This is a genomic window from Micromonospora sp. C41 (assembly GCF_018070485.1).
GTDB classification, from domain to species: domain Bacteria; phylum Actinomycetota; class Actinomycetes; order Mycobacteriales; family Micromonosporaceae; genus Micromonospora; species Micromonospora chalcea.
Genome location: NZ_JAGPXP010000014.1, coordinates 58772 through 79894, shown reverse-complemented (window position 1 = coordinate 79894; position 21123 = coordinate 58772). Strand labels below are relative to the sequence as shown.

General features: G+C 73.1%; 33 protein-coding genes. 13 read left to right on the top strand and 20 right to left on the bottom strand.

Features of this window, described 5'->3' with window-relative positions:
- Window positions 1–2: 2 nt before the first annotated feature.
- Both KBX43_RS17060 and KBX43_RS31910 read right to left on the bottom strand, forming a co-directional pair.
- On the bottom strand, window positions 3–428 hold the full coding sequence (locus KBX43_RS17060) for a VOC family protein (RefSeq protein WP_187693345.1): 426 nt from the start codon (window positions 426–428) through the stop codon (window positions 3–5).
- 45 nt (window positions 429–473) lie between these two features.
- Entirely contained in the window at window positions 474–599 is a 126-nt protein-coding gene (locus KBX43_RS31910; protein ID WP_255358599.1) for a hypothetical protein, read from the bottom strand.
- Between the two features lie 321 nt (window positions 600–920).
- Between KBX43_RS31910 and KBX43_RS17055 the strand changes: the two genes are divergently transcribed.
- The gene (locus KBX43_RS17055; protein WP_210885450.1) at window positions 921–1796 is read left to right on the top strand and encodes a sulfotransferase domain-containing protein; all 876 of its coding nucleotides are present in this window, start codon (window positions 921–923) and stop codon (window positions 1794–1796) included.
- 21 nt (window positions 1797–1817) lie between these two features.
- Entirely contained in the window at window positions 1818–2528 is a 711-nt protein-coding gene (locus tag KBX43_RS17050; protein ID WP_043325179.1) for a helix-turn-helix domain-containing protein, read from the top strand.
- Here KBX43_RS17050 and KBX43_RS17045 read toward each other — a convergent pair.
- Entirely contained in the window at window positions 2510–3088 is a 579-nt protein-coding gene (locus tag KBX43_RS17045) for a dihydrofolate reductase family protein (protein WP_064447426.1), read from the bottom strand. The genes KBX43_RS17050 and KBX43_RS17045 overlap by 19 nt on opposite strands.
- Window positions 3089–3143: 55 nt before the next feature.
- Window positions 3144–3608, bottom strand: a complete 465-nt coding sequence (locus tag KBX43_RS17040; RefSeq protein ID WP_043325177.1) for a rhodanese-like domain-containing protein — start codon at window positions 3606–3608, stop codon at window positions 3144–3146.
- Between the two features lie 62 nt (window positions 3609–3670).
- On the opposite strand from KBX43_RS17040, the gene ftrA reads away from it, so the two are divergent.
- A complete protein-coding gene (ftrA, locus tag KBX43_RS17035) occupies window positions 3671–4663 on the top strand; it encodes a transcriptional regulator FtrA (RefSeq protein WP_210885435.1) in 993 nt (330 codons plus the stop codon).
- Here ftrA and KBX43_RS17030 read toward each other — a convergent pair.
- The 5 genes from KBX43_RS17030 to KBX43_RS17010 all read right to left on the bottom strand — a co-directional run bounded on the left by KBX43_RS17030 (window position 4636) and on the right by KBX43_RS17010 (window position 7105).
- Window positions 4636–4998, bottom strand: a complete 363-nt coding sequence (locus KBX43_RS17030; RefSeq protein ID WP_043325175.1) for a nuclear transport factor 2 family protein — start codon at window positions 4996–4998, stop codon at window positions 4636–4638. The genes ftrA and KBX43_RS17030 overlap by 28 nt on opposite strands.
- Complete coding sequence (locus KBX43_RS17025; protein WP_210885424.1) at window positions 4976–5452, bottom strand: SRPBCC domain-containing protein; 477 nt, start codon at window positions 5450–5452, stop codon at window positions 4976–4978. Before KBX43_RS17025 ends, KBX43_RS17030 begins: the two co-directional genes overlap by 23 nt.
- Window positions 5449–5781 (bottom strand): helix-turn-helix transcriptional regulator, encoded by a 333-nt coding sequence (locus KBX43_RS17020; RefSeq protein WP_064447430.1) that lies wholly within the window; start codon window positions 5779–5781, stop codon window positions 5449–5451. Before KBX43_RS17020 ends, KBX43_RS17025 begins: the two co-directional genes overlap by 4 nt.
- A 62-nt stretch (window positions 5782–5843) precedes the next feature.
- On the bottom strand, window positions 5844–6659 hold the full coding sequence (locus KBX43_RS17015) for an NAD(P)-dependent oxidoreductase (protein WP_210885421.1): 816 nt from the start codon (window positions 6657–6659) through the stop codon (window positions 5844–5846).
- Entirely contained in the window at window positions 6656–7105 is a 450-nt protein-coding gene (locus KBX43_RS17010; protein WP_043325171.1) for a MarR family winged helix-turn-helix transcriptional regulator, read from the bottom strand. The genes KBX43_RS17015 and KBX43_RS17010 overlap by 4 nt, the downstream gene beginning before the upstream one ends.
- Window positions 7106–7301: 196 nt before the next feature.
- Here KBX43_RS17010 and KBX43_RS17005 point away from each other — a divergent pair, with 196 nt between their 5' ends.
- Complete coding sequence (locus KBX43_RS17005) at window positions 7302–8012, top strand: hypothetical protein (RefSeq protein WP_210885419.1); 711 nt, start codon at window positions 7302–7304, stop codon at window positions 8010–8012.
- Between the two features lie 92 nt (window positions 8013–8104).
- Complete coding sequence (locus tag KBX43_RS17000) at window positions 8105–9058, top strand: FAD-dependent oxidoreductase (protein WP_187693335.1); 954 nt, start codon at window positions 8105–8107, stop codon at window positions 9056–9058.
- A gap of 8 nt (window positions 9059–9066) precedes the next feature.
- On the opposite strand, the gene KBX43_RS16995 is transcribed toward KBX43_RS17000, so the two are convergent.
- Window positions 9067–9492: an iron chaperone gene (locus KBX43_RS16995; RefSeq protein ID WP_043325168.1), complete on the bottom strand. Its 426-nt coding sequence runs from the start codon at window positions 9490–9492 to the stop codon at window positions 9067–9069.
- A gap of 144 nt (window positions 9493–9636) precedes the next feature.
- Between KBX43_RS16995 and KBX43_RS16990 the strand changes: the two genes are divergently transcribed.
- The gene (locus tag KBX43_RS16990) at window positions 9637–10374 is read left to right on the top strand and encodes a VOC family protein (RefSeq protein WP_113973248.1); all 738 of its coding nucleotides are present in this window, start codon (window positions 9637–9639) and stop codon (window positions 10372–10374) included.
- A gap of 48 nt (window positions 10375–10422) precedes the next feature.
- Here the strand turns inward: KBX43_RS16990 and KBX43_RS16985 are convergent, their stop codons facing one another.
- Window positions 10423–10785 (bottom strand): hypothetical protein, encoded by a 363-nt coding sequence (locus KBX43_RS16985; protein ID WP_043325166.1) that lies wholly within the window; start codon window positions 10783–10785, stop codon window positions 10423–10425.
- Window positions 10786–10943: 158 nt separating this feature from the next.
- Here KBX43_RS16985 and KBX43_RS16980 point away from each other — a divergent pair, with 158 nt between their 5' ends.
- Together KBX43_RS16980 and KBX43_RS16975 are read left to right on the top strand one after the other, a co-directional pair.
- Complete coding sequence (locus KBX43_RS16980) at window positions 10944–11558, top strand: dihydrofolate reductase family protein (RefSeq protein ID WP_210885417.1); 615 nt, start codon at window positions 10944–10946, stop codon at window positions 11556–11558.
- Window positions 11559–11605: 47 nt separating this feature from the next.
- Window positions 11606–12487: a hypothetical protein gene (locus KBX43_RS16975; protein WP_210885415.1), complete on the top strand. Its 882-nt coding sequence runs from the start codon at window positions 11606–11608 to the stop codon at window positions 12485–12487.
- A gap of 2 nt (window positions 12488–12489) precedes the next feature.
- Here KBX43_RS16975 and KBX43_RS16970 read toward each other — a convergent pair whose 3' ends face one another.
- From KBX43_RS16970 to KBX43_RS16945, 6 genes are read right to left on the bottom strand one after another with little or no spacing between them, the layout of a single operon-like run.
- Entirely contained in the window at window positions 12490–13026 is a 537-nt protein-coding gene (locus tag KBX43_RS16970) for an SUKH-4 family immunity protein (RefSeq protein ID WP_030499656.1), read from the bottom strand.
- Window positions 13023–13568, bottom strand: a complete 546-nt coding sequence (locus KBX43_RS16965) for an SUKH-4 family immunity protein (RefSeq protein WP_166457531.1) — start codon at window positions 13566–13568, stop codon at window positions 13023–13025. The genes KBX43_RS16970 and KBX43_RS16965 overlap by 4 nt, the downstream gene beginning before the upstream one ends.
- Window positions 13565–14092 carry an endonuclease gene (locus KBX43_RS16960; protein ID WP_210885414.1) on the bottom strand — a complete coding sequence of 176 codons (528 nt, stop codon included), beginning with the start codon at window positions 14090–14092 and terminating at the stop codon, window positions 13565–13567. Before KBX43_RS16960 ends, KBX43_RS16965 begins: the two co-directional genes overlap by 4 nt.
- Window positions 14085–14579: a hypothetical protein gene (locus KBX43_RS16955; protein ID WP_043325162.1), complete on the bottom strand. Its 495-nt coding sequence runs from the start codon at window positions 14577–14579 to the stop codon at window positions 14085–14087. The genes KBX43_RS16960 and KBX43_RS16955 overlap by 8 nt, the downstream gene beginning before the upstream one ends.
- A 3-nt stretch (window positions 14580–14582) precedes the next feature.
- The gene (locus KBX43_RS16950; RefSeq protein ID WP_043325161.1) at window positions 14583–14912 is read right to left on the bottom strand and encodes a hypothetical protein; all 330 of its coding nucleotides are present in this window, start codon (window positions 14910–14912) and stop codon (window positions 14583–14585) included.
- Complete coding sequence (locus KBX43_RS16945; RefSeq protein WP_043325160.1) at window positions 14909–15322, bottom strand: YbaB/EbfC family nucleoid-associated protein; 414 nt, start codon at window positions 15320–15322, stop codon at window positions 14909–14911. The genes KBX43_RS16950 and KBX43_RS16945 overlap by 4 nt, the downstream gene beginning before the upstream one ends.
- 147 nt (window positions 15323–15469) lie before the next feature.
- Between KBX43_RS16945 and KBX43_RS16940 the strand changes: the two genes are divergently transcribed.
- Together KBX43_RS16940 and KBX43_RS16935 are read left to right on the top strand one after the other, a co-directional pair.
- Window positions 15470–16414 carry an FAD-dependent oxidoreductase gene (locus tag KBX43_RS16940; RefSeq protein WP_210885412.1) on the top strand — a complete coding sequence of 315 codons (945 nt, stop codon included), beginning with the start codon at window positions 15470–15472 and terminating at the stop codon, window positions 16412–16414.
- Window positions 16415–16468: 54 nt separating this feature from the next.
- The gene (locus tag KBX43_RS16935; protein WP_210885410.1) at window positions 16469–16951 is read left to right on the top strand and encodes a hypothetical protein; all 483 of its coding nucleotides are present in this window, start codon (window positions 16469–16471) and stop codon (window positions 16949–16951) included.
- A 9-nt stretch (window positions 16952–16960) separates the two neighbouring features.
- On the opposite strand, the gene KBX43_RS16930 is transcribed toward KBX43_RS16935, so the two are convergent.
- Window positions 16961–17665, bottom strand: coding sequence for a hypothetical protein (locus KBX43_RS16930; RefSeq protein WP_210885408.1), 705 nt, complete (start codon window positions 17663–17665; stop codon window positions 16961–16963).
- A 178-nt stretch (window positions 17666–17843) separates the two neighbouring features.
- On the opposite strand from KBX43_RS16930, the gene KBX43_RS16925 reads away from it, so the two are divergent.
- The 3 genes from KBX43_RS16925 to surE are packed head-to-tail and all read left to right on the top strand — an operon-like array spanning window position 17844 to window position 19860.
- Complete coding sequence (locus tag KBX43_RS16925; RefSeq protein ID WP_210871059.1) at window positions 17844–18056, top strand: hypothetical protein; 213 nt, start codon at window positions 17844–17846, stop codon at window positions 18054–18056.
- Window positions 18057–18098: 42 nt separating this feature from the next.
- Window positions 18099–19040: a 1-phosphofructokinase family hexose kinase gene (locus KBX43_RS16920; protein ID WP_245254718.1), complete on the top strand. Its 942-nt coding sequence runs from the start codon at window positions 18099–18101 to the stop codon at window positions 19038–19040.
- The gene (gene surE, locus KBX43_RS16915) at window positions 19030–19860 is read left to right on the top strand and encodes a 5'/3'-nucleotidase SurE (RefSeq protein WP_210885406.1); all 831 of its coding nucleotides are present in this window, start codon (window positions 19030–19032) and stop codon (window positions 19858–19860) included. Before KBX43_RS16920 ends, surE begins: the two co-directional genes overlap by 11 nt.
- A gap of 48 nt (window positions 19861–19908) precedes the next feature.
- On the opposite strand, the gene KBX43_RS16910 is transcribed toward surE, so the two are convergent.
- Window positions 19909–20136, bottom strand: a complete 228-nt coding sequence (locus tag KBX43_RS16910) for a hypothetical protein (protein WP_043330397.1) — start codon at window positions 20134–20136, stop codon at window positions 19909–19911.
- 66 nt (window positions 20137–20202) lie between these two features.
- Window positions 20203–21030 carry an alpha/beta fold hydrolase gene (locus KBX43_RS16905; RefSeq protein ID WP_210885404.1) on the bottom strand — a complete coding sequence of 276 codons (828 nt, stop codon included), beginning with the start codon at window positions 21028–21030 and terminating at the stop codon, window positions 20203–20205.
- Window positions 21031–21123: the final 93 nt, after the last annotated feature.

The following is a 21123-nucleotide window of genomic DNA, read 5'->3' as shown; positions in this document are numbered from 1 at the left end:
CGTCAGCTCAGCTGCTCGGCCAGCGCCACGATGACGCCCGCCGGGCCGCGCAGGTAGCACAGCCGGTAGACGTCCCCGTAGTCCGCCACCTCACCGATCAGCTCACCGCCGTGGGCCCGCAGCCGGGCCACCGTGTCGTCGACGTCGTCGACGGCGAACATGACTGACCGCAGGCCGAGCGTGTTCGGCGGCGCGGCCGGCGGTTCGGCGGCGACGAGTGCCGGCGCCCGGAACCGCGTCAGTTCGAGCTTGCCGTGGCCGTCCGGGGTGCGCATCATCGCGATGTCGACACGCACGCCGTCCATGCCGTTGACCCGGTCCACCCAGGCCCCCTCGACCGGCATCTCGCCCTCCACCTCCATGCCGAGTTCGGTGAAGAAGGCGATCGCGGCCGGCAGGTCGTCCACCACGACGCTGACGTGGTCCATCCGCTGAAGCGTCACGCCCCGAGCATAGGGCGACGTCCGGCCTGGTCAGCTCATGTCGAGCGTGTACGCCGCCTCCCGCACGTCCGCGTCCGGATGGCGGCGCAACCCGATCAGCAGGTCCCGCCACGGCGTCCTCCAGCCGAACTCCGACCCGTGCGCCACGAGCGTCACCGCGAACAGCCCGCCCGGCCAGGTCGCCGCGCCCGGCGAGGACCGCCGGGTCGGGCCGCCGTCGCGATGAGCAGACGATGGCGGACGTGTTGCGCGCCGCGACCTGACCCTCGCCCTTATTCCGCAATTCCTAGAGAAATTGTAGATTTTCAGCGTTCTCCCAGGTGGCCGGGATTGACATTAATCGGACCGTCGGGGATATTCCTAGCGGCGCGTCGGGGCGCGGGGCGGAGCAGGCGAGGTCTGCGGATTTCACCTGCGTGACGTGCGGAAAGGTGTTCGTGCTGCCCCTGCTCCGCGGGGTCCGGATGAGGTTGGGAAATGATTAATCGGGCCGTTGAATTCGCCAAGCACAATTCGCCGAATTCTCTGCGCGTCAAGGCCCGGCGGGCGCAGATGGAAGCGCGCAACGCCCGTATGCGACTCACCGTTCCGGTGGCGGCCCGCAGCGAGTTCGACAACATCTTCCACTGCACCGTCCGCAAGACCGGCAGCCAGTGGATCAAGGCGTTGTTCAGTGACCCGGCTGTCTACCGCCACTGCGGGCTGCTGCCCTACGACCCGCGCTTCTACTCCGGCGGCGCGACCGCGCCGGTGCCCGCCGGCCGCATCGGCCTGGCCATCTTCCTCTCCCACAAGCGGTTCGAGGCGGTGCCCAAGGCCGGCAGCTACCGCGCGTTCTTCGTGATCCGCGACCCGCGCGACGTGGTCGTGTCCAGCTACTTCTCGCTGCGCAACTCGCACGCCCCGATGGGCGACATCCCCCAGGCGCGCAAGGCCCTCCAGGAACTGCCGAAGAAGGAGGGAATGCTCTACGTCATCGACCGGCTGCGCGACAAGAAGCAGTTCGGGCAGATGCGGTCCTGGGCGGTCGCGCCGAGCGACGAGACGTTCCGGCTGTTCCGCTACGAGGACCTGACCGGCGAGCGGCAGACCGAAGAGGTCGACCAGCTTCTGCGGCACTGTGGGATCACGCTGCCGCCGACCGAGCTGGAGGCCCTGCTGGCCCGCTACAGCTTCACCAAGATGAAGAAGTCGAAGGAGACCCCCGGGCGGATCTCCCACTACCGCAAGGGCGCGTCCGGCGACTGGCGTAACCACTTCGACGACGACATCTACGCCGCGTACACGGCCGCCGCCGGTGACCTCGCCGAGATCCTCGGCTACCCCGCCCGGGACGAGACCCCGGCCCGCTGACCGTCGCCGTATGCTCCTGCCGTGGAGCTGCGGTTCACCACGCGCGCGTCCGACTCGGCCTGGATCGACACCGTGTGGACCTGCGTCAGCGACCGGGTCGACGAGATGACCTCGGTGGCGACGCCGTGCTGGGGGCTCGTGTTCTGGCAGCGCGACGGGCGCTCCTACGCGGCCGTCTCCGGCCCCGAGACCGCCACCGGCGCCGCGCCGGTTCCCGAGGGTGCGAGCTTCGTCGGTATCGAGTTCGCGGTCGGCACCTCGCTGCGGCTCGTACCCACGCCTGAGCTTGTGGACAGCGGCGCCGAGCTGCCCGACGTGAGCCGCCGGACGTTCCGCCTCGACGGCGGTTGGTGGGAGACACCCGGCCCGGACGACGCCGAGGCCCTGGTCGAGCGGCTGGTCCGGGCCGGCGTGGTGGTCCGCGACCCGCTCGTCACCGAGACCCTGCGCGGCGGCCGTCCACCGGCGTCACCGCGTACCCTCGAACGCCGCTTCCGGGCGGCGACCGGGCTGACCCGGGGCGCGGTGCGGCAGATCGACCGAGCGCGCCGGGCCGCCGTGCTGCTGGCCGCGGGCGGCCCGCCCGCCGACGCGGTCACCACCTTCGGGTACGTGGACGAGCCGCACCTGGCCCGCGCGCTGCGCCGGTACGTCGGACGGACGGCCGGTGAGCTGCGCGCGGGCGCCGGTGGCGCGATCGCGCTGGACCCGGCTCAGCGGGTCACGTCGTAGATCAGCTTGACGACGCCGTTGGGGTAGGCGGCGCTGTCGCGCAGCCGCAGCGTCTGCCGGTCCCGGTCCGCCCGGGTGAACAGGCCCTTGCCGGCGCCGAGCAGCACCGGGAAGACGAGCAGGTGGTACCGCTCGATCAGGTCCGCCTCGGCGAGACGGCGGGCGAGTTCCGCGCTGCCGTGGATGAAGATGTCGCCGCCGTCGCCCTGCTTGAGCGCGGCCACGTCGGCGGTGGAGCGCAGGATCGTCGTCGGTCCCCAGCCGTCGACCAGCGCGTCGTCGGGCAGGCTGGACGACACCACGTACTTCGGCAGGTCCCGGTAGGCGGCGTGGTCCTCGGAGTCGCGCCAGGTCGGCGCGAACGCCTCGTAGCTGCGCCGGCCGAACATCAGCGCCGTGGTCTGCGCCAGTTCCTCGCCCTTGAGGGAGAACGCCTCGGGCAGGAACTCGACGTCCTTGACGACCCAGCCGCCGCTGCGGTGGTCCTCGCCCGGGCCGCCGCCGGGGGAGTCCACCACGCCGTCGAGCGACATGAATCCGGTGTAGACAAGATCACGCATGCGGCAATGCTAGGAACGCCCGCCACCCGGTGTCTTGTACGGAACCGACACGCCCTCAGCAGCCGCACGACGCCCCGGCCGGCGCGGTGAGGTCGTCGGCGGGCCGGCGGACGAGCCCCGCGTCGGTGCGTACCGGGAAGCCCTCCCGCACCCAGTACTCGTATCCGCCGATCATCTCCTTGACCGGCCGGCCGAGCCGGGCGAACTCCAGCGCCGCACGGGTGGCGCCGTCGCAGCCCGGTCCCCAGCAGTAGGTGACCACTGTGGCGTCCGCCGGGATCAGCTCGGCGGCCCGGTCGGCGATCTGCGCGGTGGGCAGGTGGACGGCGCCGGGGATGTGCCCCTGCCGCCACGCCGCGAGGCTGCGCGAGTCGACCACGACCAGGCCGGTCACGCCCGCTTCCAGATCGGCGTGCACGTCGCTGACGTCGGCCTGGAAGGAGAGCCGGGCCGCGTAGTGGGCGACGGCGTCGGCGGGGCGGGCGGCGGGAATGCGCAGGACGTTCGACATGGCACCCATCGTGCCGACCGCCGTCCGGCCGCCCCAGTGGCGTGAGCGCCGCCCTTCGCTAACATCCCGCCATGAACCGTGCCACTGTGGCGGTGCTGGCGTACGAGGGCATGTCGGTGTTCGAGACCGGGATCGTCACCGAGGTCTTCGGCCTGCCCCGCCCGGAGTTCGACGTGCCCTGGTACGAGCTGACCGTCTGCGCGGAGGCACCCGGCGCGGTGCGGCTGGTCGGCGGCGCCACGCTGCACACCGACCACGGCCTCGACGTGTTCGCCGGCGCCGGCACGCTGATCGTGCCCGGCGTCGCCGACGTGCACGCCGACCCGTCGCCCCGGCTGACTGCCGCGTTGCGTGCCGCGCACCGGCGCGGCGCCCGGATCGTGTCGATCTGCTCGGGCGCGTTCGCCCTGGCCGGCGCGGGCCTGCTCGACGGCCGCCGGGCCACCACCCACTGGCGGTACGCCGACCTGCTCGCCCGGCGGCACCCGGCGGTACGCGTCGACCCGGACGTGCTGTACGTGGACCACGGGGACGTCCTCACCGGCGCCGGCAGCGCGGCCGGTCTCGACCTCTGCGTCCACCTGGTACGCCGCGACCACGGCCCGACGATCGCCAACGCGGTCGCCCGCCGGCTGGTCGTACCGCCGCACCGCGACGGCGGCCAGGCGCAGTTCGTCGAGGCGCCGGTCCCGGCCGACCCCAGCGACGACCGGCTTGCCGCGAGCATGTCGTGGGCGCTGGCGAACCTGACCGCCGAGATCACCGTGGCCCGGCTGGCCGGGCAGGCGCACATGTCGCCCCGCACGTACCTGCGGCACTTCGCGCGGGCCACCGGCACCACGCCGATCCGCTGGCTGATCGACCGGCGCGTCCAGGCCAGCCTGCCGCTGCTGGAGACGACGAGCGCGCCGATCGAGGAGGTCGCCGCCACTGTGGGGTTCGAGACGGCGGTGACGTTCCGGCACCACTTCACCGCCGCGATGCGGACCTCGCCGTCGGCGTACCGGCGGGCCTTCACCGGGGCGTCAGGCGGCGCTCACGCCCCGGGCAGCGGGACGACGTAGGAGTCGACGCGGGCGATGAGCCCGTCCCGGAACGTGAACAGGTCGTTGAAGGCGAAGCGGAACGGCCCGTGCGCCACGGTGGCGCCCCGGCCCTCGCCGGTGACCACGACGACCGGCCCGTCCTCGATCACGCGCTCGACGTCGAGCCGTGGACTGCCGGTGAACGCGGGGTTCTCGATCTCGCCGTCGAACTCGGCCCGGCCGCGGGTGGTGCGGTGGCCGTGGATGACCCACTCCACGTCGTCGGTGAGGGTGGCGAGGATGCGCTCGTGGTCGCTCGCCCGGAAGCCGGCGAAGTATTCCGCGACCAGGTCACGCTGGGTTGCTCGGGGCACTGTCGTCTCCATCGTCGTGGTGTCGGAGGTGGGCGGCGAGCGCGTCGAGGATCGAGGCGAGCCCGTCCGCGGCCTGGTCGGTACGCAACTCGGGCGGAAGCTTGCGCTGGTGCACCGTCAGGTCGGTGCCGTCGCGCGCGGGCCGGAGCGTGACGGTCGTACGCAGGCCGGAGACCGGCTCGTCGAAGACCAGCTCGCGCGGCGGGTCCACGCTGACGTAGACGAACCGGAGCCGCCCGGTCCGGCCGTCCGGCGCGCGTGTGTCGAGGGCGAACTCCCCGCCCGGCCGCAGGTCGACGGTGACCGAGTCCGGCGGCACGCTGGCGTGCGACCCGCCCCAGAACGCGGCGATGCTCGCCGGCGAGGTGAAGGCCGCCCAGACCCGGTCCGGCGCGGCGGGCAGGTGCCGCCGGGCGATCAGCTCGTCGCCGTGCCGTTCGACGCGCGTCCTCACCGGGTCGCCTCCGGGTCGGAGAGGTGCGTCTCCAGCGCGTCGAGACGGTCGTCCCAGGCGCGGCGTTGCTCGTCGATCCACGAGCCGAGCCGGGTGAGCTGGTCGACGCGCAGCCGGCAGGGTCGCCGGGTGCCCTCCCGCCGCTGCTCGACCAGGCCGCACCGGCGCAGCACGCCGACGTGGTGGGAGATCGCCTGCGGCGTCAGGTCGAACGGCTCACCCAGCTCGCCCACGGTGGCCTCCCCGCGCGCGAGGCGGGTCACCAGGGCGCGGCGGACCGGGTCGCCGAGCGCGGCGAAGGCGAGATCGAGGTCCGGATCGGAGCGCATGCCCTCACGTTAGCGCAAATACACGTTTGCGCAAACAACCCTTTGTTTATGCTGGCGCCGGGTCAGAGCGCGCCGCTGCGGACGGCCTCGTAGATGGTGCTGATCGTCGGTGTGAAGCCGAGGCTGCGGGCGAGGCTGACGTCCATCTGCCCCCGCCACGGCTGACGGAGCGGTTCGGCGGAGGAGCCGTAGGGGTAGCCGACGAGCTGGGACATCTCGTAGATGCTCAGGGGCGACTCGTCGGCGATGTTGACGGTGCGGTTGTCGAACGCGCCCGTGAGGGCCAGTGCGAACGCCGTGGCGATGTCGGCGTGGTGGCAGACGCTCAGCCTCTGTGCCGGGTGCCACCCCATGCCGGCCGCGAGTTCGGGCAACGATTCGAGGTGCCCGTCCCGGTCGCCGTAGATGAAGGGAAGGCGCAGGATGCCCCAGGTGAGCCCGCTGGCGCGAAGCAGCTGCTCGGCTTCGATCTTGCTGGCGGGGTAGGCCAGCGTCGGCGCGACGGGGTCGTCCTCACGCCCGGGGTGCGTGCTGTCGGCGCCGTAGACGTGGGAGGTGCTGGCCAGCAGGAACCGGGCCTGCGGCGCGTGCTTCTCGACGGCGGCGATCAGGTTGCGGGTGCCGTCACGGTTGACGGCCCAGATCTGCTCGTCGTCGCGGGTGCGGAAGACGGCGGCCAGGTGGATGACCGCGGTGACGGCTTCCACGGCTGCCGGCAGGGATTCGGGGCTGAGGACGTCACCCTCGACGCGCCGTACGCCGTCGGGCACTGCTTTTCCGGGACGGACGAGGGTGCGGCACTCGACACCCGCCGCGGTGAGTCGCCCGAGCAGGCGGGGGCCGACCAGGCCCGTTCCGCCGGTCACGAGAACGGTCATGACCCGTGCTCCTTCCGGTAGTCGATCAGTCGTCTGGTCGCGCCGCTGAGGACGCGATTCATGGTCTCGATGTCCGCGGGGTCGACCCCGCCGAAGGCGACCTCCGCGATCAACGCCATCGGATCGGGGAGCGAGTTCCACAGGTTCACGCCGGCCGGCGTGATGTGCAGCTGTTTCTGACGCTGGTCGTCCGGGTCGGGCACCTGTTCGATCAGGCCTTTGCGGACGAGCGCCGCGATCACCGCGCTGAGGGTCGCCCGTTCGACCTCCAGTTCGCGGGTGAGGGTGCGCTGGCCGACCGGCCGGCCCTCACTCAGCCGGTACAACACGTACCACTGGGTGTTCCCGAGATCGTAGGGGCGCAGCACGGACTCCATCAGGGCCCGGCTGGCGAGGAAGTATTTCTTCGCCCAGACGCCCGGAGCGGCCAGCTCGTAGGCGTTCATGTCGTTAGGCACCTGACAACATTGTCAGGTGCCTAACGACATGTCAAGAGGTGGCTGCGCGCCGGAACGCCACGGGGCGCCCGGCAGTTGGGGGAGCAGGGGACTGACGCCGTTTCGGGCGGCGTGGCATCGGGAACGTCGTCGGGACGGGCACGGGACGGAGGTCGACATGAGGACACCGAGTCGCCGTAGGCGGATGCTTGGCGTACCCCTGCTCGTCACCGCGCTGCTGGCCAGCGCGTGCGGCGACGGCGGTGGGGACGACGGCGGCGCCGCGGACCCGAGCGCGACCTCGGCCACCGCCCCCGCGACGCCGGAGACGTCGCAGTCGTCCGGCGGGCGCGTGACGATCCCGACGTCCGCTTTCGCCGACCTGCCGCCGGAGCTGCGCAAGACCGAGGCGCAGCCGATGGAGGTCACCGACGCGCTGCCCGAGTTGTGCGACCAGGAGTTCCGCAGCGGCGGACGGTCGGTCACCGCGAGCGCCGCCATGACGAGCGCCTACAAGAAGCCGACGGACCCGCCGGAGAACGTCCCCTTCGGCACGCTGCACCAGACCGTCTTCGCGTTCGAGGGCACCGGCGCCGCCGACTACCTGCGCCGGGTCCGCGGGGCGATGGAGTCCTGCCGGTCGTTCCAGGAGTCGGGCGGCACCGTCACCGTCCGGTCCGAGCCGATGGCCCGGACCGGCGACGAAGCCCTGCTGGTGACGGTGACGCGACCGGCTACCGGCCTCGACGGCAGCCCGGCCGAAGGGCAGGCCACCAGCCAGATCATCGTGATCCGGGTCGCCGACGCGGTCACCGTCGTGCACGACCAGGGCTGGGAGGGCACCAGCAACGACCCCGGCCTGTCCGACGACATCGCCGCCGCCGCGGTCCGCGGCCTCGACTCCTGGCAGCGCTGAGCGACTGACGGCGGCCGGACGGGACAAACGGGAGCGGGATCGCCGGGCAGAATGGGCGGGCGACCGCAGCCGCGACGCGATGGGGGCCCGCCATGACCGCACATCCGGACGTCGTCGTCCTCGGAGCCGGCGTGAGCGGGCTCAGCACCGGCATCCGGCTGGCCGAGAGCGGCGCCCGGGTGCTCGTCCGCACGGCGGCGCCGCCCGTCCGCACCACCTCGGCGCTGGCGTCGGCGCTCGTCGGCCCGAACCTGTCGCCACCCGGCGACCCGCAACGCGCCTGGACCGACGAGACGCTGCGGGTGCTCGGCGCCGAGCCCATGCCGGGCGTGGTGTGGCGCGACGGCACGCTCGCCGCCCGGCCGGCCGGGGCGACGCCCCCGTACGCCGAGCAGACGCCGGGCTTCCGGCAGCTCGGCGACGACGAGCGGCCGGCCGGCTTCGGCACCGCGTTCACCGTCCGCCTGCCGCTGGTCGACATGCCGGTCTACCTCGCGTACCTCCTGGAGCGACTCCGCGACGGCGGCGGCGAGGTGCGCCAGGAGCCGGTCGGCTCGCTGGACGAGGCGGCGACGCTGGCCCCGGTGGTGGTCAACTGCGCCGGGTTGGCGGCGCGGGCCCTGACCGGCGACACCGGCCTGTACCCGGTGCGCGGCCCCCGGATCGTGGTGCGCAACCCCGGCCTGGAACGGTTCTTCATGGAGGCGCCGATGGCGCCGGCCTGGGCGTCGATCTTCCCGCACGGCGACCACGTGGTGCTCGGCGGCGGCCAGCGACGCAGCGACGACACCACCCCCGATCCGGCCGAGGAGGCCGACGTCCTCGCCCGGTGCGTCGCGATCGAACCCGCCCTGGCCGCCGCCGAGGTCCTCGAACACACAGTCGGGCTGCGTCCCGGCCGGGCGGCGCCGCGCGTGGCGGCGCAGCGGCGCGGCGACGCGCTCGTCGTGCACAACTACGGCCACGCGGGCAACGGCGTGATGCTGTCCTGGGGCTGCGCCCGCGACGCCGCCGCGCTCGCCCTCGGCGCCGCGCCGTCCGCCTGACGGCACGGTCAGGACACGGCGGTACGCACCAGCTCGGCGAGCTTCTTCTCCACCTCCGGGCTCCACCGCACCAGCGCGAACGACGCCGGCCACATGTCGCCGTCGTCGAGGTTCGCCGCCTCCTGGAAGCCCACCGTCGAGTAGCGGTACTTGAACTTCCCCGCGTCCTGGAAGAACACGACGATCTTGCCGGCGGCGTTGGCGTACGCGGGCATGCCGTACCAGGTCTTCGGCGCCAGCTCCGGCGCGGCGGACATGATCGTCATGTGCACGCGCTCGGCCAGCTCGCGGTCCTCCGGCGCCATCTGCGCGATCCGGTCGAGCACCGCCTGCAGGTCGTCGGCCTTCTTCGCGCCCTTCCTGCCCTCGGCGCGCAGCTCGGCCGCGCGCTCCTTCATCGCGGCGCGTTCCTCGGCAGTGAACCCGTCGGACATCTCGATCCCCCCTCGTGACTCGCGGTCCGCGTGGTGCCGACCGCCTGGCAGCAACGCTATGGCCCGGCGGTGGGCGCCCGCTTCTCGATTCCTGACCACCTGCCGGGACCACGGCGACCCGGCGCGGCACCTACCATCGCCGCCATGGCAACCCGGCTCGTACAGATCAACATGAAGGCACACGACGAGGTCGCGCTCGGTGATTTCTGGGCGAAGGTGCTCGGCTGGGAGATCTCCAGCGAGGAACCCGGCGTGACGAACCTCGAACCCGCGGGCCTCACCTACCCGGACCCCCGCGCCCTCTACGTCGACCTCGTCGTCTCCACCGAGCCCAAGACGGCGAAGAACCGCGTCCACGTCGACCTCGCGACCACCTCGCCCGCGCACCACACGGAGCTGGTCGCGCGCCTGACCGCGCTCGGCGCCACCCCCGCAGACGTGGGCCAGGGCGACGTGCCGTGGACGGTCCTGGCGGACCCGGAGGGCAACGAGTTCTGCGTACGCGAGCCGGACCCGCGGCGCGCGGACACCGGGCCGATCGCCGAGGTGGTGGTCGACTGCGCCGACCCGCGCGCCATGGCCGGCTTCTGGGGCCGGGCCACCGACTGGACCGTGCACGAGGTGACCGACCAGCAGGCGGTGTTGCGCTCCGCTCAGGGCGTCGGGCCCTACCTGCGGTTCGCCCGCAGCGCCGACGCGAAGACCGGATGGAACCGCGTCCACCTCGACGTCCGCCCGTACCCGTCGGACGACCTGGACGCCGAGACCGCCCGCCTGCGGACGCTCGGCGCCACCGACGCGGACCTGGGCGGGGCCGACATCCCGTGGCGGGTGCTGGTCGACCCGGAGGGCAACGAGTTCTGCGTCCTCACCCCGGGCTGACCCGCGGACCGCGGCGCCGGGCGGGTACGACCGCCCGCCCGGCGTCGGTCAGGCCGGCCGGTTCTCCGCCCGGAACTCGTGGACCACCTCGATCGGCCCGACGATGTGCCGGTTGAACTCGTCGAGCTCCTCGGCCGGCACCCACAGCTCCAGGATGTCCCGGCCACCCACCTGCCGGACCGGGTAGCGGGCGGCGAACGCGCGCTCGACGTGGAAGCGCGTCACGTAGCCGGCGCCGGACGCCGGCACGTTCCAGTCCCGGGCGATCATGACGGCGTACTGCTCGTTGAGCACCGGGTAGAAGATCGGCTGGTCCGGCAGCCGCGGCGGCCAGGCCCGCCAGCCGGAGGCGCGGACGAGGTCGAGCTCCCGTGGGCCGGTCGGGCGCCACAGCGTCGTCGTCTCCGTCACCACGCACCCCTTCTGCCACGGTCATGGCACCGTACCGGCGGCGCGCCGCGACCGGCCATCGGGTTTCGGCAGCAGAATCGACAGCGGGTGCGATGAGTTCGCGAAGCCTCGGCGGTCCACCCTTCGACATCCCAGACAGACAGGTAGGGAGCACCGCGATGGCCAAAGTCATCTCCACGCTGTTCATCTCGGCCGACGGTGTCGCCGAGATCGACCCCGACTGGCACTTCCCGTACTTCGACGACAACATGGGCCGCGCCGTCACCGAGGACTACAACACCTCCGACGTGCTGCTGATCGGCCGGGAGACGTACGACAGCTTCGCCGGCGCCTGGCCGGACCGGGAGGCGGCCGGCGGTGAGGACGCGCCGTTCGCCAAGCAGCTCGGCGACATGCGCAAGGTCGTCGTGTCCCGCCAGCCGCTGGAGTTCTCCTGGCGCAACTCGGAGCTGATCCAGGGCGACCTGACCGACGCCGTGCGCGCGCTCAAGGCCGACGCCGGCATCAAGGGCATCCTCATTCCCGGCTCGATCTCGGTGGTGCAGCAACTGCTCGCCGCGGGCCTGGTGGACGAGCTGCGGCTGCTGGTGCACCCGGTCGCCGCCCGCAAGGGCCGCCGGCTGTTCGACGAGGGCGACGCGCCGTACCACCTGCGGGTGGCCGCGACGGAGGCGTACCCGACCGGCGTGATCCGGGTGATCTACACCCCGGCGCCGGCGCCGGGCGCGGCCGGGTACGACGACATCAAGGACCAGGTGCCGGCCGGCAGCTGACGATCACGGGGCGGTGGCGGCCCGGTGTGCCGTGAAAGGATCCGCCGGTGCGTCGTGCTCCGCTGCTGCTGATCCCTGCGGCCGTGGCCGCCGTCGCCCACGTCGTCGGCGTCCTGGTGGCCGCACCGCTCTGGCGCGGCGCGGAGGTGCTGAGCCTGGCGCTGCTGCTGGCGTACGCCGTCGCCGCCGGACTGCCCGCCCCGCGCTGGGCGGTGCCGGCGGCGCTCGCACCGCTGATCGTGGACGCGGTCCGCACCATGCCGGCCGGGCCGGGCACCGGGGACTTCGGCTGGACGGTGTACGGCAGCGGCGACAGCGCCGTCGACCGGACGGCCGGCTTCGACGCGGCGCTCGCCGGGAGCTGGGCGGCGCTTGTCGCGGTGGCGGTGCTGCTGGTCGCGTACCGGGGCCGTGGACGGCGCCGGCACCTGATCGCCGCCGCGGTCGCCGCCGCACCCGTCGTCGGGTACGCGGCAGTCCGGGTCACCGACATCGGCGTCGCCGTCGCCGCCGTCACCCCGGGCCTGGAGATCCGCACCGAGACCACGCTGACCCGGGTGGACGGTTCGGGGTACGACCAGGCCGACGTCGTGCCCGCGCTCGTCCTCGCGGTGCTGCCGCCGCTGGCGCTCGCACTCGCCGCGCTGGCGCTCGCCGTGCTGCTGGCCGGGCGGGGCCGACGGCTCGCCGCGACCGGCGCGGCACTGCTGGCGGTGCTCGCGTTGCCGCTGCTCGACGCGGGCATCGAGGCCGTGCACCTGCCGGTCTCGGCTGACGGCACCGCCCTGTTCGCCTGGTACGCCATCCCGCCCACCTTGGCGATGCCGCAACCGGTGGCGGCGTTGACGGTGGCGGTGGAGTTGGCCGCGTACCTGCTGCTCGTCGCCGGGCTGACCGGCGCGGACCGGGCCGCACCGGCGGCCGGTTGACCTCAGGCGGTCGACTCCAGCTCGTCGAAGGCCATGTTCCACCACGACTCCGGCTCGGCGAACGCGACCGGGTCGACCGGACGCAGGTCGTCGCGGATCGCCGCCGCCCGCGCGGCCCGCTCCCGCCCGCCGGGGTCGGTGGCGATGAGCTGGCCGAGCCGGTAGAGGAACTCCACGAACGCGGCGAACGTGCTGTTCACCGTCTCCAGGTTCGGTGTCTCCAGGTCGAGCAGGATCACCGCGCCGGTGCCCGCGTCCAGGCAGAACAGCAGCGCCGGGTCCTCCGGCGCGGAGCCGAGCACGACGTACGGGCGGGGGCCCTGGTCGCCCAGCTCGATCGACAGCGTGGAGAACAGCTCGACGTCGGGGACCGAGACGTCCACTGTGAACAGGATCGGCACCTCGACCGGAAGCGCGCCGTCGGGCGGGAACACCTCCGGCCCGAGCGGCCCGAGGATCGCGTCGAAACGCTGGTCGGGGAAGTAGATGACGCCCCGCTCACCCCACAGCGCGGTGAGCTGCTCGCGGGTGACTGTCACGGCTGCGCCTCGTCCTCGTCCTCGGCTTCGGCCTCGTCGAGCAGGCCCTGCCGGTCGAGGAACGCGTACCACCCGTCGTCGTCGGTGACCAGCTCGGCGTAGCCGGGGCCGAGCACGTAGTAGTGCACGAACGAGTCGAGGTCGGGCGCCAGTTCCTCGAAACTGTCGCCCATGAACCACTCGGTGCCGGTCGGCGGGAAGTACCAGACCGCCCCGGTGGCGCGCTCCAGGAAGATCGGCTCGTCGCTGCGTGTGCCGACGACCAGCCAGCCGCCCTTGTCCTGGCCGATGGGGGAGAAGTCGGGCGCGTAGTCGAGGAAGTACTGGACACCGGGCAGCCGGCCGGTCGAGGCCAGCTCGAACGCGCCGGCCCGCAGCCCGTCGGCCACGAGCAGGAACTCGCGGACGCCGTCCGGCAGCTCCGCCGGCACGTCGCCCTCGTCGGCCGGGTCGCCGATCTGCCCGTACGCGAGACTGGCCGGCTCGTCCGCGGCCAGGTCGGCGCGGAGTTCGGCGAGAAGCTGCGCGAGATCGGAAGTCAATCCACTACCTCTATTCGGATCGGGGTTCCGTCCGGCAGATTCTGGATCTGCCCCCAGATCTGGGAGCCGATGTCCGTGTTGGTTCTACCATGCAGCAGCTTGAGGTTGTCGACGGTATCCGGCCCGCCGAGCTGCAGTTCCCACACGTGGTCGGGGTGGTAGTCGCTGAGCCGTTGACTGAGCCGGTTGGCGAGGTCCTTGTCGTGCGGCCAGTACTTGTCCCAGATCTTCTGGCGGATCCGGTCCTTGTACCCGTCGGTGAGGTTCTTGTCGCGGGCCACCGGGTTGGTGGCCTTGTAGAGCTTGCCGTCGTCGCTGAGCTTCTTCAGCGCGGCCATCTTGCGCCGGAACTGGGCGGTGGCGTGGAAGTCCCGGCGCTGTACCCGGATGACCTTGGTGGGCAGGCTCCGGTTGGGCCCGGTGACCCGGACGATCGGCTTCTCCAGCTTCTCGACCGCCTTGCGGACGATCTTGCCGGCCGCCGGTTTCGCGGCGGCGCCCCGGCCGCGCCTCGGGCTAGGCATCGAGCAGTCTTCCGATGACCTGGTCGATGAGCGCGCCGACGATCTCCCGGGTGATGATCTGGAAGATCGGGATCTCGGCCAGCGAGGCGCCGAACGTGACCACGGCGGTGGCGATCGCCTGGGCGACCTCGAACGCGAGGATGGCGAGCTGCACGATCACCGCGATCTTCAGCGCCAGGACGATCGCCGCGCAGATGATCAGCCCGGCGCCGAGCAGCATCGCCGCGGGCATGCTGTCGTGCAGCACGACCGGCCCGTTCTGCTCGCCGCCCCACCACTTCTGGAACGCCGCGATCGCCGGACCGACGTTCTGCGTCCACACCTGCGCGGCAGCCGCGTCCGCCGCGCCGGCCGCCGCCCCGATCCGGCCGCCGAACTCCAGCCACGCCTGGCCCATCTCGAAGAGCTTCTCCTCGTCGGCGGCCGGCCAGGTGTAGCCGATCCAGCCGAGCGCGGTGACCAGCTCACCCGGTAGTTGCAGTCCCACGGCTCAGCCCAGCCCGCCGGCCAGCGAACGCATGGCGCCCGCGCCGTCCTCGTCGACCCGCTCGTACGAGTCGGCCATCCCGGCGATGTCGGCGCCGGCTGCGGTGAACTCGTCGGCGGCCATGCCGACGCAGTCGAAGATGTAGTTCGCCACCTCGGTGTAGGCGATGCCGATGAGCGACCCGATGTCGTCGGCGCCCCACGGCTCGCCGTAGCCCTGCATCCGTGCCTCGAACGCCTCCAGCTCGCCGGTGAACCGCTTGGCCGCGTCGGTGACGCCCCGCCCGGCGGCCCGGATCAGCGGCGGGTGCACCTCGAAGCCGCCGCCGCTCATCGCTGCCCGCCGCGTGCCATCCGCTCCTGCGCCTCGGTCAGCGCATCGAGGAACGACCCGAGCCGGGGAACGGCGGTGTCCCGTACCTCCTGCAACTGCTCCCGCAACTGCGACATGTCCGCGACCTGCGGATTTTCGCCGGTACGCAGCCCGTCGATCGCCGCGTTCACCGCGCTGACGATGTGCGCGGTCAGCTCCTCGGAGCCGAGCCGCATCAGCCGCGGCTCGACGTGCAGCGCGTGGAGCTTGCCGTCGCGTCCCATCTCGGCGCGGACCTGCCCGTCGGCGGCCTCGCCGACCGCCGGTGTCTCCGGCTCGTCCGCCGGCGGCGGACCCACCGTCCGAAGTGCCGCCATCGTCGCGTCGAGCATGCGGGTGAAGTCGCCGCTCATCGAAGGATCCGCACTCATGAGACCTCCCCAAGGCCAAACGCCACGAGCGTAACCGAGACGGACAAAGCGATTTGTCCCGTGCGCCGCCCGATCCGTCTTGGACACCGGGCGTCCGGGCGGCCACCATCGGCAGGAACACACGGGTACGGGTGACGGGAGCGGAACATGACCGAGGCGGACGTGGTGGTGGTCGGCGGCGGCGTCGTCGGGCTGACGACAGCGCTCACGCTCCAGGGGCTGGGTGCCCGGGTCACCGTGCTGACCGCCCACGACCCGGCCGACACGGTGTCCACCGTGGCCGCCGCCGTCTGGTACCCGAGCCACACCGACGAGGACCCACGGGTGCTGCGCTGGGCCCGGGACACCCACGCCGAGCTGCGCCGCCAGGCGGCCGACGGCGTGCCGGGGGTGGTCGACCGGCCCACCCGGATGTGGTTGCGCCACCGCTACGCCGGGCCGCCCTGGTGGGCCGACGCCTGCGGCGACCTGACGGCCGAGCCGGCGGAGCCGCCGTACACCGCGCTGCTGCGGTTCACCGCCCCGTCGGTGGAGATGACCCCGTACCTCACCTGGCTGCGGGAGCGCCTGGAGTCGGGCGGCGGCCGGGTCGTCCGCCGTGCGCTGGGCACGCTCGCCGAGGCGTACGAGGTCGCGCCGGTCGTGGTCAACGCGACCGGTCTGGCCGCCGGGCGGCTCGCCGCCGACCCGGCCGTGTACCCGGCGCGCGGGCACGTCCTGCTGGTGGCGAACCCCGGCCTGACCGTCTCGGTACGCGACGAGGGCGACCCGGCCGGCATCACGTACGTGCATCCGCGCCGCCACGACGTGGTGCTCGGCGGCACCTACGAGGCGGGGGTGTGGCACACCCGTCCCGACCCGGAGGAGGCGGCGGCGATCCGCCGCCGGTGCGTGGCGCTGGTGCCGCAACTCGCGGACGCGCCGGTGCTGGGGGAGCGGATCGGGCTGCGGCCGGCCCGGCACGGCGGCCCCCGGGTCGAGATCGACCCGGCGGACGGGCGGCTGGTGCACGCGTACGGCCACGGCGGCGCCGGGGTGACGCTGTCCTGGGGCTGCGCGGCCGAGGTCGCCGATCTCGCCCTGAGTGTCTGACCGCGCGGTGCGGGCGGCCCCCCGCCGGAGCGCGCGGGCGGTAGCCTCGGCCCGGTGTCCGCCCGCCGCGCCGCACTGTCCGCCCTCGTCGCCCTGATCGCCGTCCACATCGGCTGCACGCTGGTCGCGCTCGCGGCCTACCGCCACCGGATCGGCGTGGTGACCCACGACGGCGCCAGTTTCCCGGTGGAGCTGCTCGACGCCGTGGTGCCCCTCCGCGACCTGCTGCCCGCCGTGCTCTGGCTGCTGCCGGTCACGCTGCTCGTCACGTTCGCGGCCCTCGGCTGCTGGGCCGCCCGGAGGACCGTCCGTCCCGGCGACGAGCGGCTACCGAGGGCGGCCTGGACCGCCGGCATCGCCGCGGTGCTGCTCAACCCGCTCGCGGCCGTGCGCTACGCGTCGGCCACCGCGAACGGCGGCGAGTACATGCGTACGGTGCAGGTGGAGACCACCCTCCTGGTGCTCGCCGCTGCCGCGGCCACCACGATGAGCGCGCTCGCCGTCGCCGGGTTCGTGCGGCGCTCCGACGCCGCCTGAGCGCTCTGGTCACCGCTCCAGAACGGTGAGCCATTCGGCTGCGCGAGGCCGGTATCCGTGCAGCTCGAAGAGCCCGCGCACGATCGCCGGCACGTGCCCGGCGCCGTACACGACCGCCACGTCGATGCGCTCGGAGGACCGGGTACGGATCAGCTCGGACAACGCGGCGAGCAGCCGCTCGTCGCGTTCGCCGCCGAACGCGCGCTCGGCGTGCTCGGTGAACTCGTGGTCGGCGTACCGCTCGTCGGCGGCCGACGGCAGGTCGTTCACCTCGATCTCCGGTGAGAGCAGACGCCGGGTGCCGCCGAAGAACTGCATCACCGTCACGAACGGGATCACCAGCCACATCTGGAGGCGGTACCGCAGCGGCATCGCCCGCCAGCCCTCGGCGAACTCCGCCGCCGACACGTCCGGGTTGAGCACCTCGACACCGAGGGACGCGTACGGAATGGGGTCCGTCACCAGGCCGGAGCGCCGGTTGGCCGGCATGGCCCGGTAGGTGAGTGTCAACGCCGAGCCGACCATCGACCGGCCGCTGACGCCCTCGACGACGAGCAGGTCGCATTCCCGGAGCCGCTTCGTGACCGCTGCGTAGAACCCCGGGCTCGCCACGTGGAGCATCGGGAACACCAGGAACTCCAACCGGCTGCCGGGCCGGCGTAGCCGGAGCACGGCCGAGCGGGTGCCGATGACGCTGTGTTCGATGATCTGCATGCCTGCCCCCCGTGGCTCGGCTGCTCTTGTCGGCAGGGTAGGGCGGCCGGGCAAAGGTCCCGTGCGCACGGCGGCGCGGACCGGTCAGGAATCGAGAAGCCCTGGGCGGGCGCCCCGACCTAGCGTTTCCGGCACGGGCCTCCCCGCCGGGGAGGCCACCGCCGGGAGGTAGGCATCAATGGATACGCGCATCCGCCAACTGCACCGCTGGCTCTCCATCGCCTTCACCGTGACCGTCGTGATCACCTTCGTGGCGCTGGCGCAGAAGGACCCGATCGTGTGGGTCTCCTACGTGCCGCTGCTCCCGCTCGCCCTGCTCCTGATCAGCGGCCTCTACCTGTTCGCGCTGCCGTACCTGCGGCGCCGCCGCGCCGCCGCGCGCCCGCGCTGACCTGGGGGATTACCGGGGCCGGTCAGCGGGCAACACTGGCGGATGGACCAGAAGGTGATGGTGTTCGCCCCGGCCCCGCTGTTGACGGTGACGATCGAGCAGCAGGGCGAAGCGACCGAGCTGCATCTGCACCCGGGCGGGCAGGGCGTGTGGCAGAGCCGGATGATCGCCGCGCTCGGCGTGCCGGTGACCATGTGCGTGGGCCTCGGCGGCGAGGTCGGCGACGCGGTCCGCAAGCTGCTCGACGACGAGGACGTCACGGTACGGATGGTGCGGCGCGAGTCCGGCACCGGCTGGTACGTGCACGACCGGCGGGACGGCGAGCGGACCGAGATCGCCGAGAACCCGGGCGTGCCGATGGTGCGGCACGACATCGACGAGCTGTACACGGTGACGCTCACCGAAGGGCTGCGTGCCCCGGTGAGCGTGCTCAGCGGACCGGCCGACCCGGGTGTGGTGGACCCGGACATCTACCGGCGGCTCGCCGCCGACCTGAGCGCCAACGGCGGAACCGTGGTGGCCGACCTGTCCGGGCCGTACCTGGAGGCGGTGCTCGACGGCGGGGTGAGCGTGCTGAAGGTCAGCCACGAGGAACTGCTCGACGACGGCCTGGCCAAGGACGACAGCGTGGAGGCGCTGCGCGACGCCGGCCGGCGCTGCCAGGATCGGGGCGCGCGGACGGTGCTGATCAGCCGGGCCGGGGAGCCCGCGCTGGCGCTGCCGGAGGACGGCGAGGCGCTGCTGGTGCACGCCCCGCCGCTGGAGCTGGCCGACCACCGGGGCGCCGGTGACTCGATGACCGCCGGGGTGGCGGCGGTGCTGGCCCGGGGCGGCGACATGCGGGAGGCGCTGCACGTCGGGGCCGCCGCGGGCGCGCTGAACGTGACCCGGCACGGGCTGGGCACCGGCCGGGCCGAGGCGGTACGGGAACTGGCCGGCCGGGTGCGGCTGACCCCGCTGGACGGTGGCGACGATGACGGCTGACCGGCCACCCCGGGTGCTGGTGACGAACGACGACGGCGTGCACGCCCCCGGCATCCGCGCGCTGGCCCGGGCCGCGTACGAACGTGGGTTGAACGTGGTGGTCGCCGCGCCGCAGCACGAGGCGAGCGGGATGAGCGCGGCGCTGTCCGCGGTGACCGAGGACGGGCGGCTGGTGTTCGGCGAGACCGAGCTGGACGACCTGCCCGACGTGCCCGCGTACGCGGTGGCGGCCTCACCGGCGTACATCGCGGTGCTGGCCGGGCTCGGCGTGTTCGGGCCGGTGCCGGACCTGCTGCTGTCCGGCATCAACCGGGGCGCCAACGCCGGCCACGCGGTCCTGCACTCCGGCACCGTCGGCGCGGCGCTGACCGCCGGCAACAACGGCATCCGCGCGCTGGCCGTGTCGCTCGACGTGCTCACCCCGGCGGCGGCGAGCGCGGGCAGCGGTGGCGCGGCGATAGCGGTGCTGGACAGCGTGGACGACGAGTCCCGCCACTGGGCGACCGCCGCCGAGCTGGCCGCGACGCTGCTGCCCTGGCTGGCCGAGGCGGACCCGGGCACGGTGCTCAACCTCAACGTGCCCGACCTGCCGGCCGATCAGGTGGCCGGGCTGCGGCAGGCGACACTCGCGCCGTTCGGTCAGGTGCAGGTGTCCGTCGCCGAGCGTGGCGAGGGGTTCGTGCGTACGGCGGTGGAGGAGAACGCGGTCCGCGCGGTCCCCGGCACCGACATCGCCTGGCTGGCCGACGGGTACGCCGCCGTCACCGCGATCCGGGCGCTCGGGCACCTGCCCGACGTCGAACTGCCGGTCGACCGGTGAGGGACGGCTCCGCCCCGCCACCTCGTGCGGGCGGCGGGGCGGAGAGCGTCACTCGCCAGCGGCGCGCCGCCGGTCGGCCTCGGCGTCGGCGGCGCCCACCGGGGTGCCGTCGCTGTCGCGGTCGGCCCCGGACAGGTCCACGTCGGCGCCGGCCCGGGCGGCGTCGGCAGCTGCGTCGTCGGCGCCGACGACCTCACCGCCGCCGGTCTGTCCGTCGTCGGGGACCAGTTGCCCGGCGGTGGCCAGCCCGATCGGTGCGTACCTGGGGTCGGTCATCTCGTCCTCCTCACCGGTGTTCCTCCGGAAGCGGTACCCCGGTACGGGACGCGGCACACGCGCGGGTCAGCGGTCCCGGTCGAGGAAGTCCAGGGTGACCGCGGCGAACAGCGGCGACTGGTCGATGTCGTAGTGGGTCAGGCCGGGCAGGATCGCCAGCGCGTGCCCGCCCGCCGGGCGGCCCTCGCCGGTCCAGCCGCCGTCGCGCCGGCCGCCGTCGAGCAGCTCGAACACCTCCACGAAGTGGCTCGGCGGGGCCATGTCGGCGTCGGCGGCGACCACGAGCGTCGGCACCCGCAGGGCACGCACCTGGTCGGCGAGGTCGAAGTCCTTCCGCATCGCCTCGCCGATCTTGTCGAGCAGCCGGGGGAAGTCCTCCGGACGCGGCGCGACCCGCTGGTACAGCTCGTACATCGGGGTGTCCTTCAGGTACTCGGCCGCCGCGGCGTTGACCTGACCCTGCTGCGCCAGCATGTCCGGGTAGACGGCGTCGCGGCGGATGTGCGCGGACGCGGCGACCAGCCGGCCGATCTTCTCCGGGTGCCGGAAACCGACGTGCAGGGCGACGCCGCCGCCGAGGGAGAAGCCGACCACGTCCGGCCGGTCCAGCCCGAGGTGGTCGATCAGCGCGGCGACGTCGTCGGCCATCAACGCCATGTCGAGCGGCCGGTCCACGTCGGCGGTGCGGCCGTGCCCCTGCAGGTCCACCACGACGACCTGGTGTTTCGCGGTGAGCACGGGCAGGATCGGCGCGAACATCTCGCCCGAGGTGAGGCCGCCGTGCAGCAGGATCATCGGCCGTCCGCTGCCGTGTGTCTCGTGGTAGAGGCGTACGCCGTTGACGTCGGCGTACCGCCCGGGGGCGTGGGTCTCGTCGCGCTGCGTGGTGGTCATCGGTGCTCCTCGGGTGTGCTGACCTGACCACCGGTGGACCGGGCGAACGGGGCGTACTCATCGCCGCGCGCCCGGGGTACTCGCGTTCATGCA

Coding starts and splice junctions, on each gene's coding strand:
- KBX43_RS17060 (WP_187693345.1), bottom strand. CDS start 428: ATGGACCACGTCAGCGTCGTGGTGGACGACCTGCCGGCCGCGATCGCC.
- KBX43_RS17055 (WP_210885450.1), top strand. CDS start 921: ATGATTAATCGGGCCGTTGAATTCGCCAAGCACAATTCGCCGAATTCT.
- KBX43_RS17045 (WP_064447426.1), bottom strand. CDS start 3,088: ATGCGTGATCTTGTCTACACCGGATTCATGTCGCTCGACGGCGTGGTG.
- KBX43_RS17040 (WP_043325177.1), bottom strand. CDS start 3,608: ATGGGTGCCATGTCGAACGTCCTGCGCATTCCCGCCGCCCGCCCCGCC.
- ftrA (WP_210885435.1), top strand. CDS start 3,671: ATGAACCGTGCCACTGTGGCGGTGCTGGCGTACGAGGGCATGTCGGTG.
- KBX43_RS17020 (WP_064447430.1), bottom strand. CDS start 5,781: ATGCGCTCCGATCCGGACCTCGATCTCGCCTTCGCCGCGCTCGGCGAC.
- KBX43_RS17015 (WP_210885421.1), bottom strand. CDS start 6,659: ATGACCGTTCTCGTGACCGGCGGAACGGGCCTGGTCGGCCCCCGCCTG.
- KBX43_RS17010 (WP_043325171.1), bottom strand. CDS start 7,105: ATGAACGCCTACGAGCTGGCCGCTCCGGGCGTCTGGGCGAAGAAATAC.
- KBX43_RS17005 (WP_210885419.1), top strand. CDS start 7,302: ATGCTTGGCGTACCCCTGCTCGTCACCGCGCTGCTGGCCAGCGCGTGC.
- KBX43_RS17000 (WP_187693335.1), top strand. CDS start 8,105: ATGACCGCACATCCGGACGTCGTCGTCCTCGGAGCCGGCGTGAGCGGG.
- KBX43_RS16995 (WP_043325168.1), bottom strand. CDS start 9,492: ATGTCCGACGGGTTCACTGCCGAGGAACGCGCCGCGATGAAGGAGCGC.
- KBX43_RS16990 (WP_113973248.1), top strand. CDS start 9,637: ATGGCAACCCGGCTCGTACAGATCAACATGAAGGCACACGACGAGGTC.
- KBX43_RS16980 (WP_210885417.1), top strand. CDS start 10,944: ATGGCCAAAGTCATCTCCACGCTGTTCATCTCGGCCGACGGTGTCGCC.
- KBX43_RS16960 (WP_210885414.1), bottom strand. CDS start 14,092: ATGCCTAGCCCGAGGCGCGGCCGGGGCGCCGCCGCGAAACCGGCGGCC.
- KBX43_RS16950 (WP_043325161.1), bottom strand. CDS start 14,912: ATGAGCGGCGGCGGCTTCGAGGTGCACCCGCCGCTGATCCGGGCCGCC.
- KBX43_RS16945 (WP_043325160.1), bottom strand. CDS start 15,322: ATGAGTGCGGATCCTTCGATGAGCGGCGACTTCACCCGCATGCTCGAC.
- KBX43_RS16940 (WP_210885412.1), top strand. CDS start 15,470: ATGACCGAGGCGGACGTGGTGGTGGTCGGCGGCGGCGTCGTCGGGCTG.
- KBX43_RS16930 (WP_210885408.1), bottom strand. CDS start 17,665: ATGCAGATCATCGAACACAGCGTCATCGGCACCCGCTCGGCCGTGCTC.
- KBX43_RS16925 (WP_210871059.1), top strand. CDS start 17,844: ATGGATACGCGCATCCGCCAACTGCACCGCTGGCTCTCCATCGCCTTC.
- KBX43_RS16920 (WP_245254718.1), top strand. CDS start 18,099: ATGGACCAGAAGGTGATGGTGTTCGCCCCGGCCCCGCTGTTGACGGTG.
- surE (WP_210885406.1), top strand. CDS start 19,030: ATGACGGCTGACCGGCCACCCCGGGTGCTGGTGACGAACGACGACGGC.
- KBX43_RS16910 (WP_043330397.1), bottom strand. CDS start 20,136: ATGACCGACCCCAGGTACGCACCGATCGGGCTGGCCACCGCCGGGCAA.
- KBX43_RS16905 (WP_210885404.1), bottom strand. CDS start 21,030: ATGACCACCACGCAGCGCGACGAGACCCACGCCCCCGGGCGGTACGCC.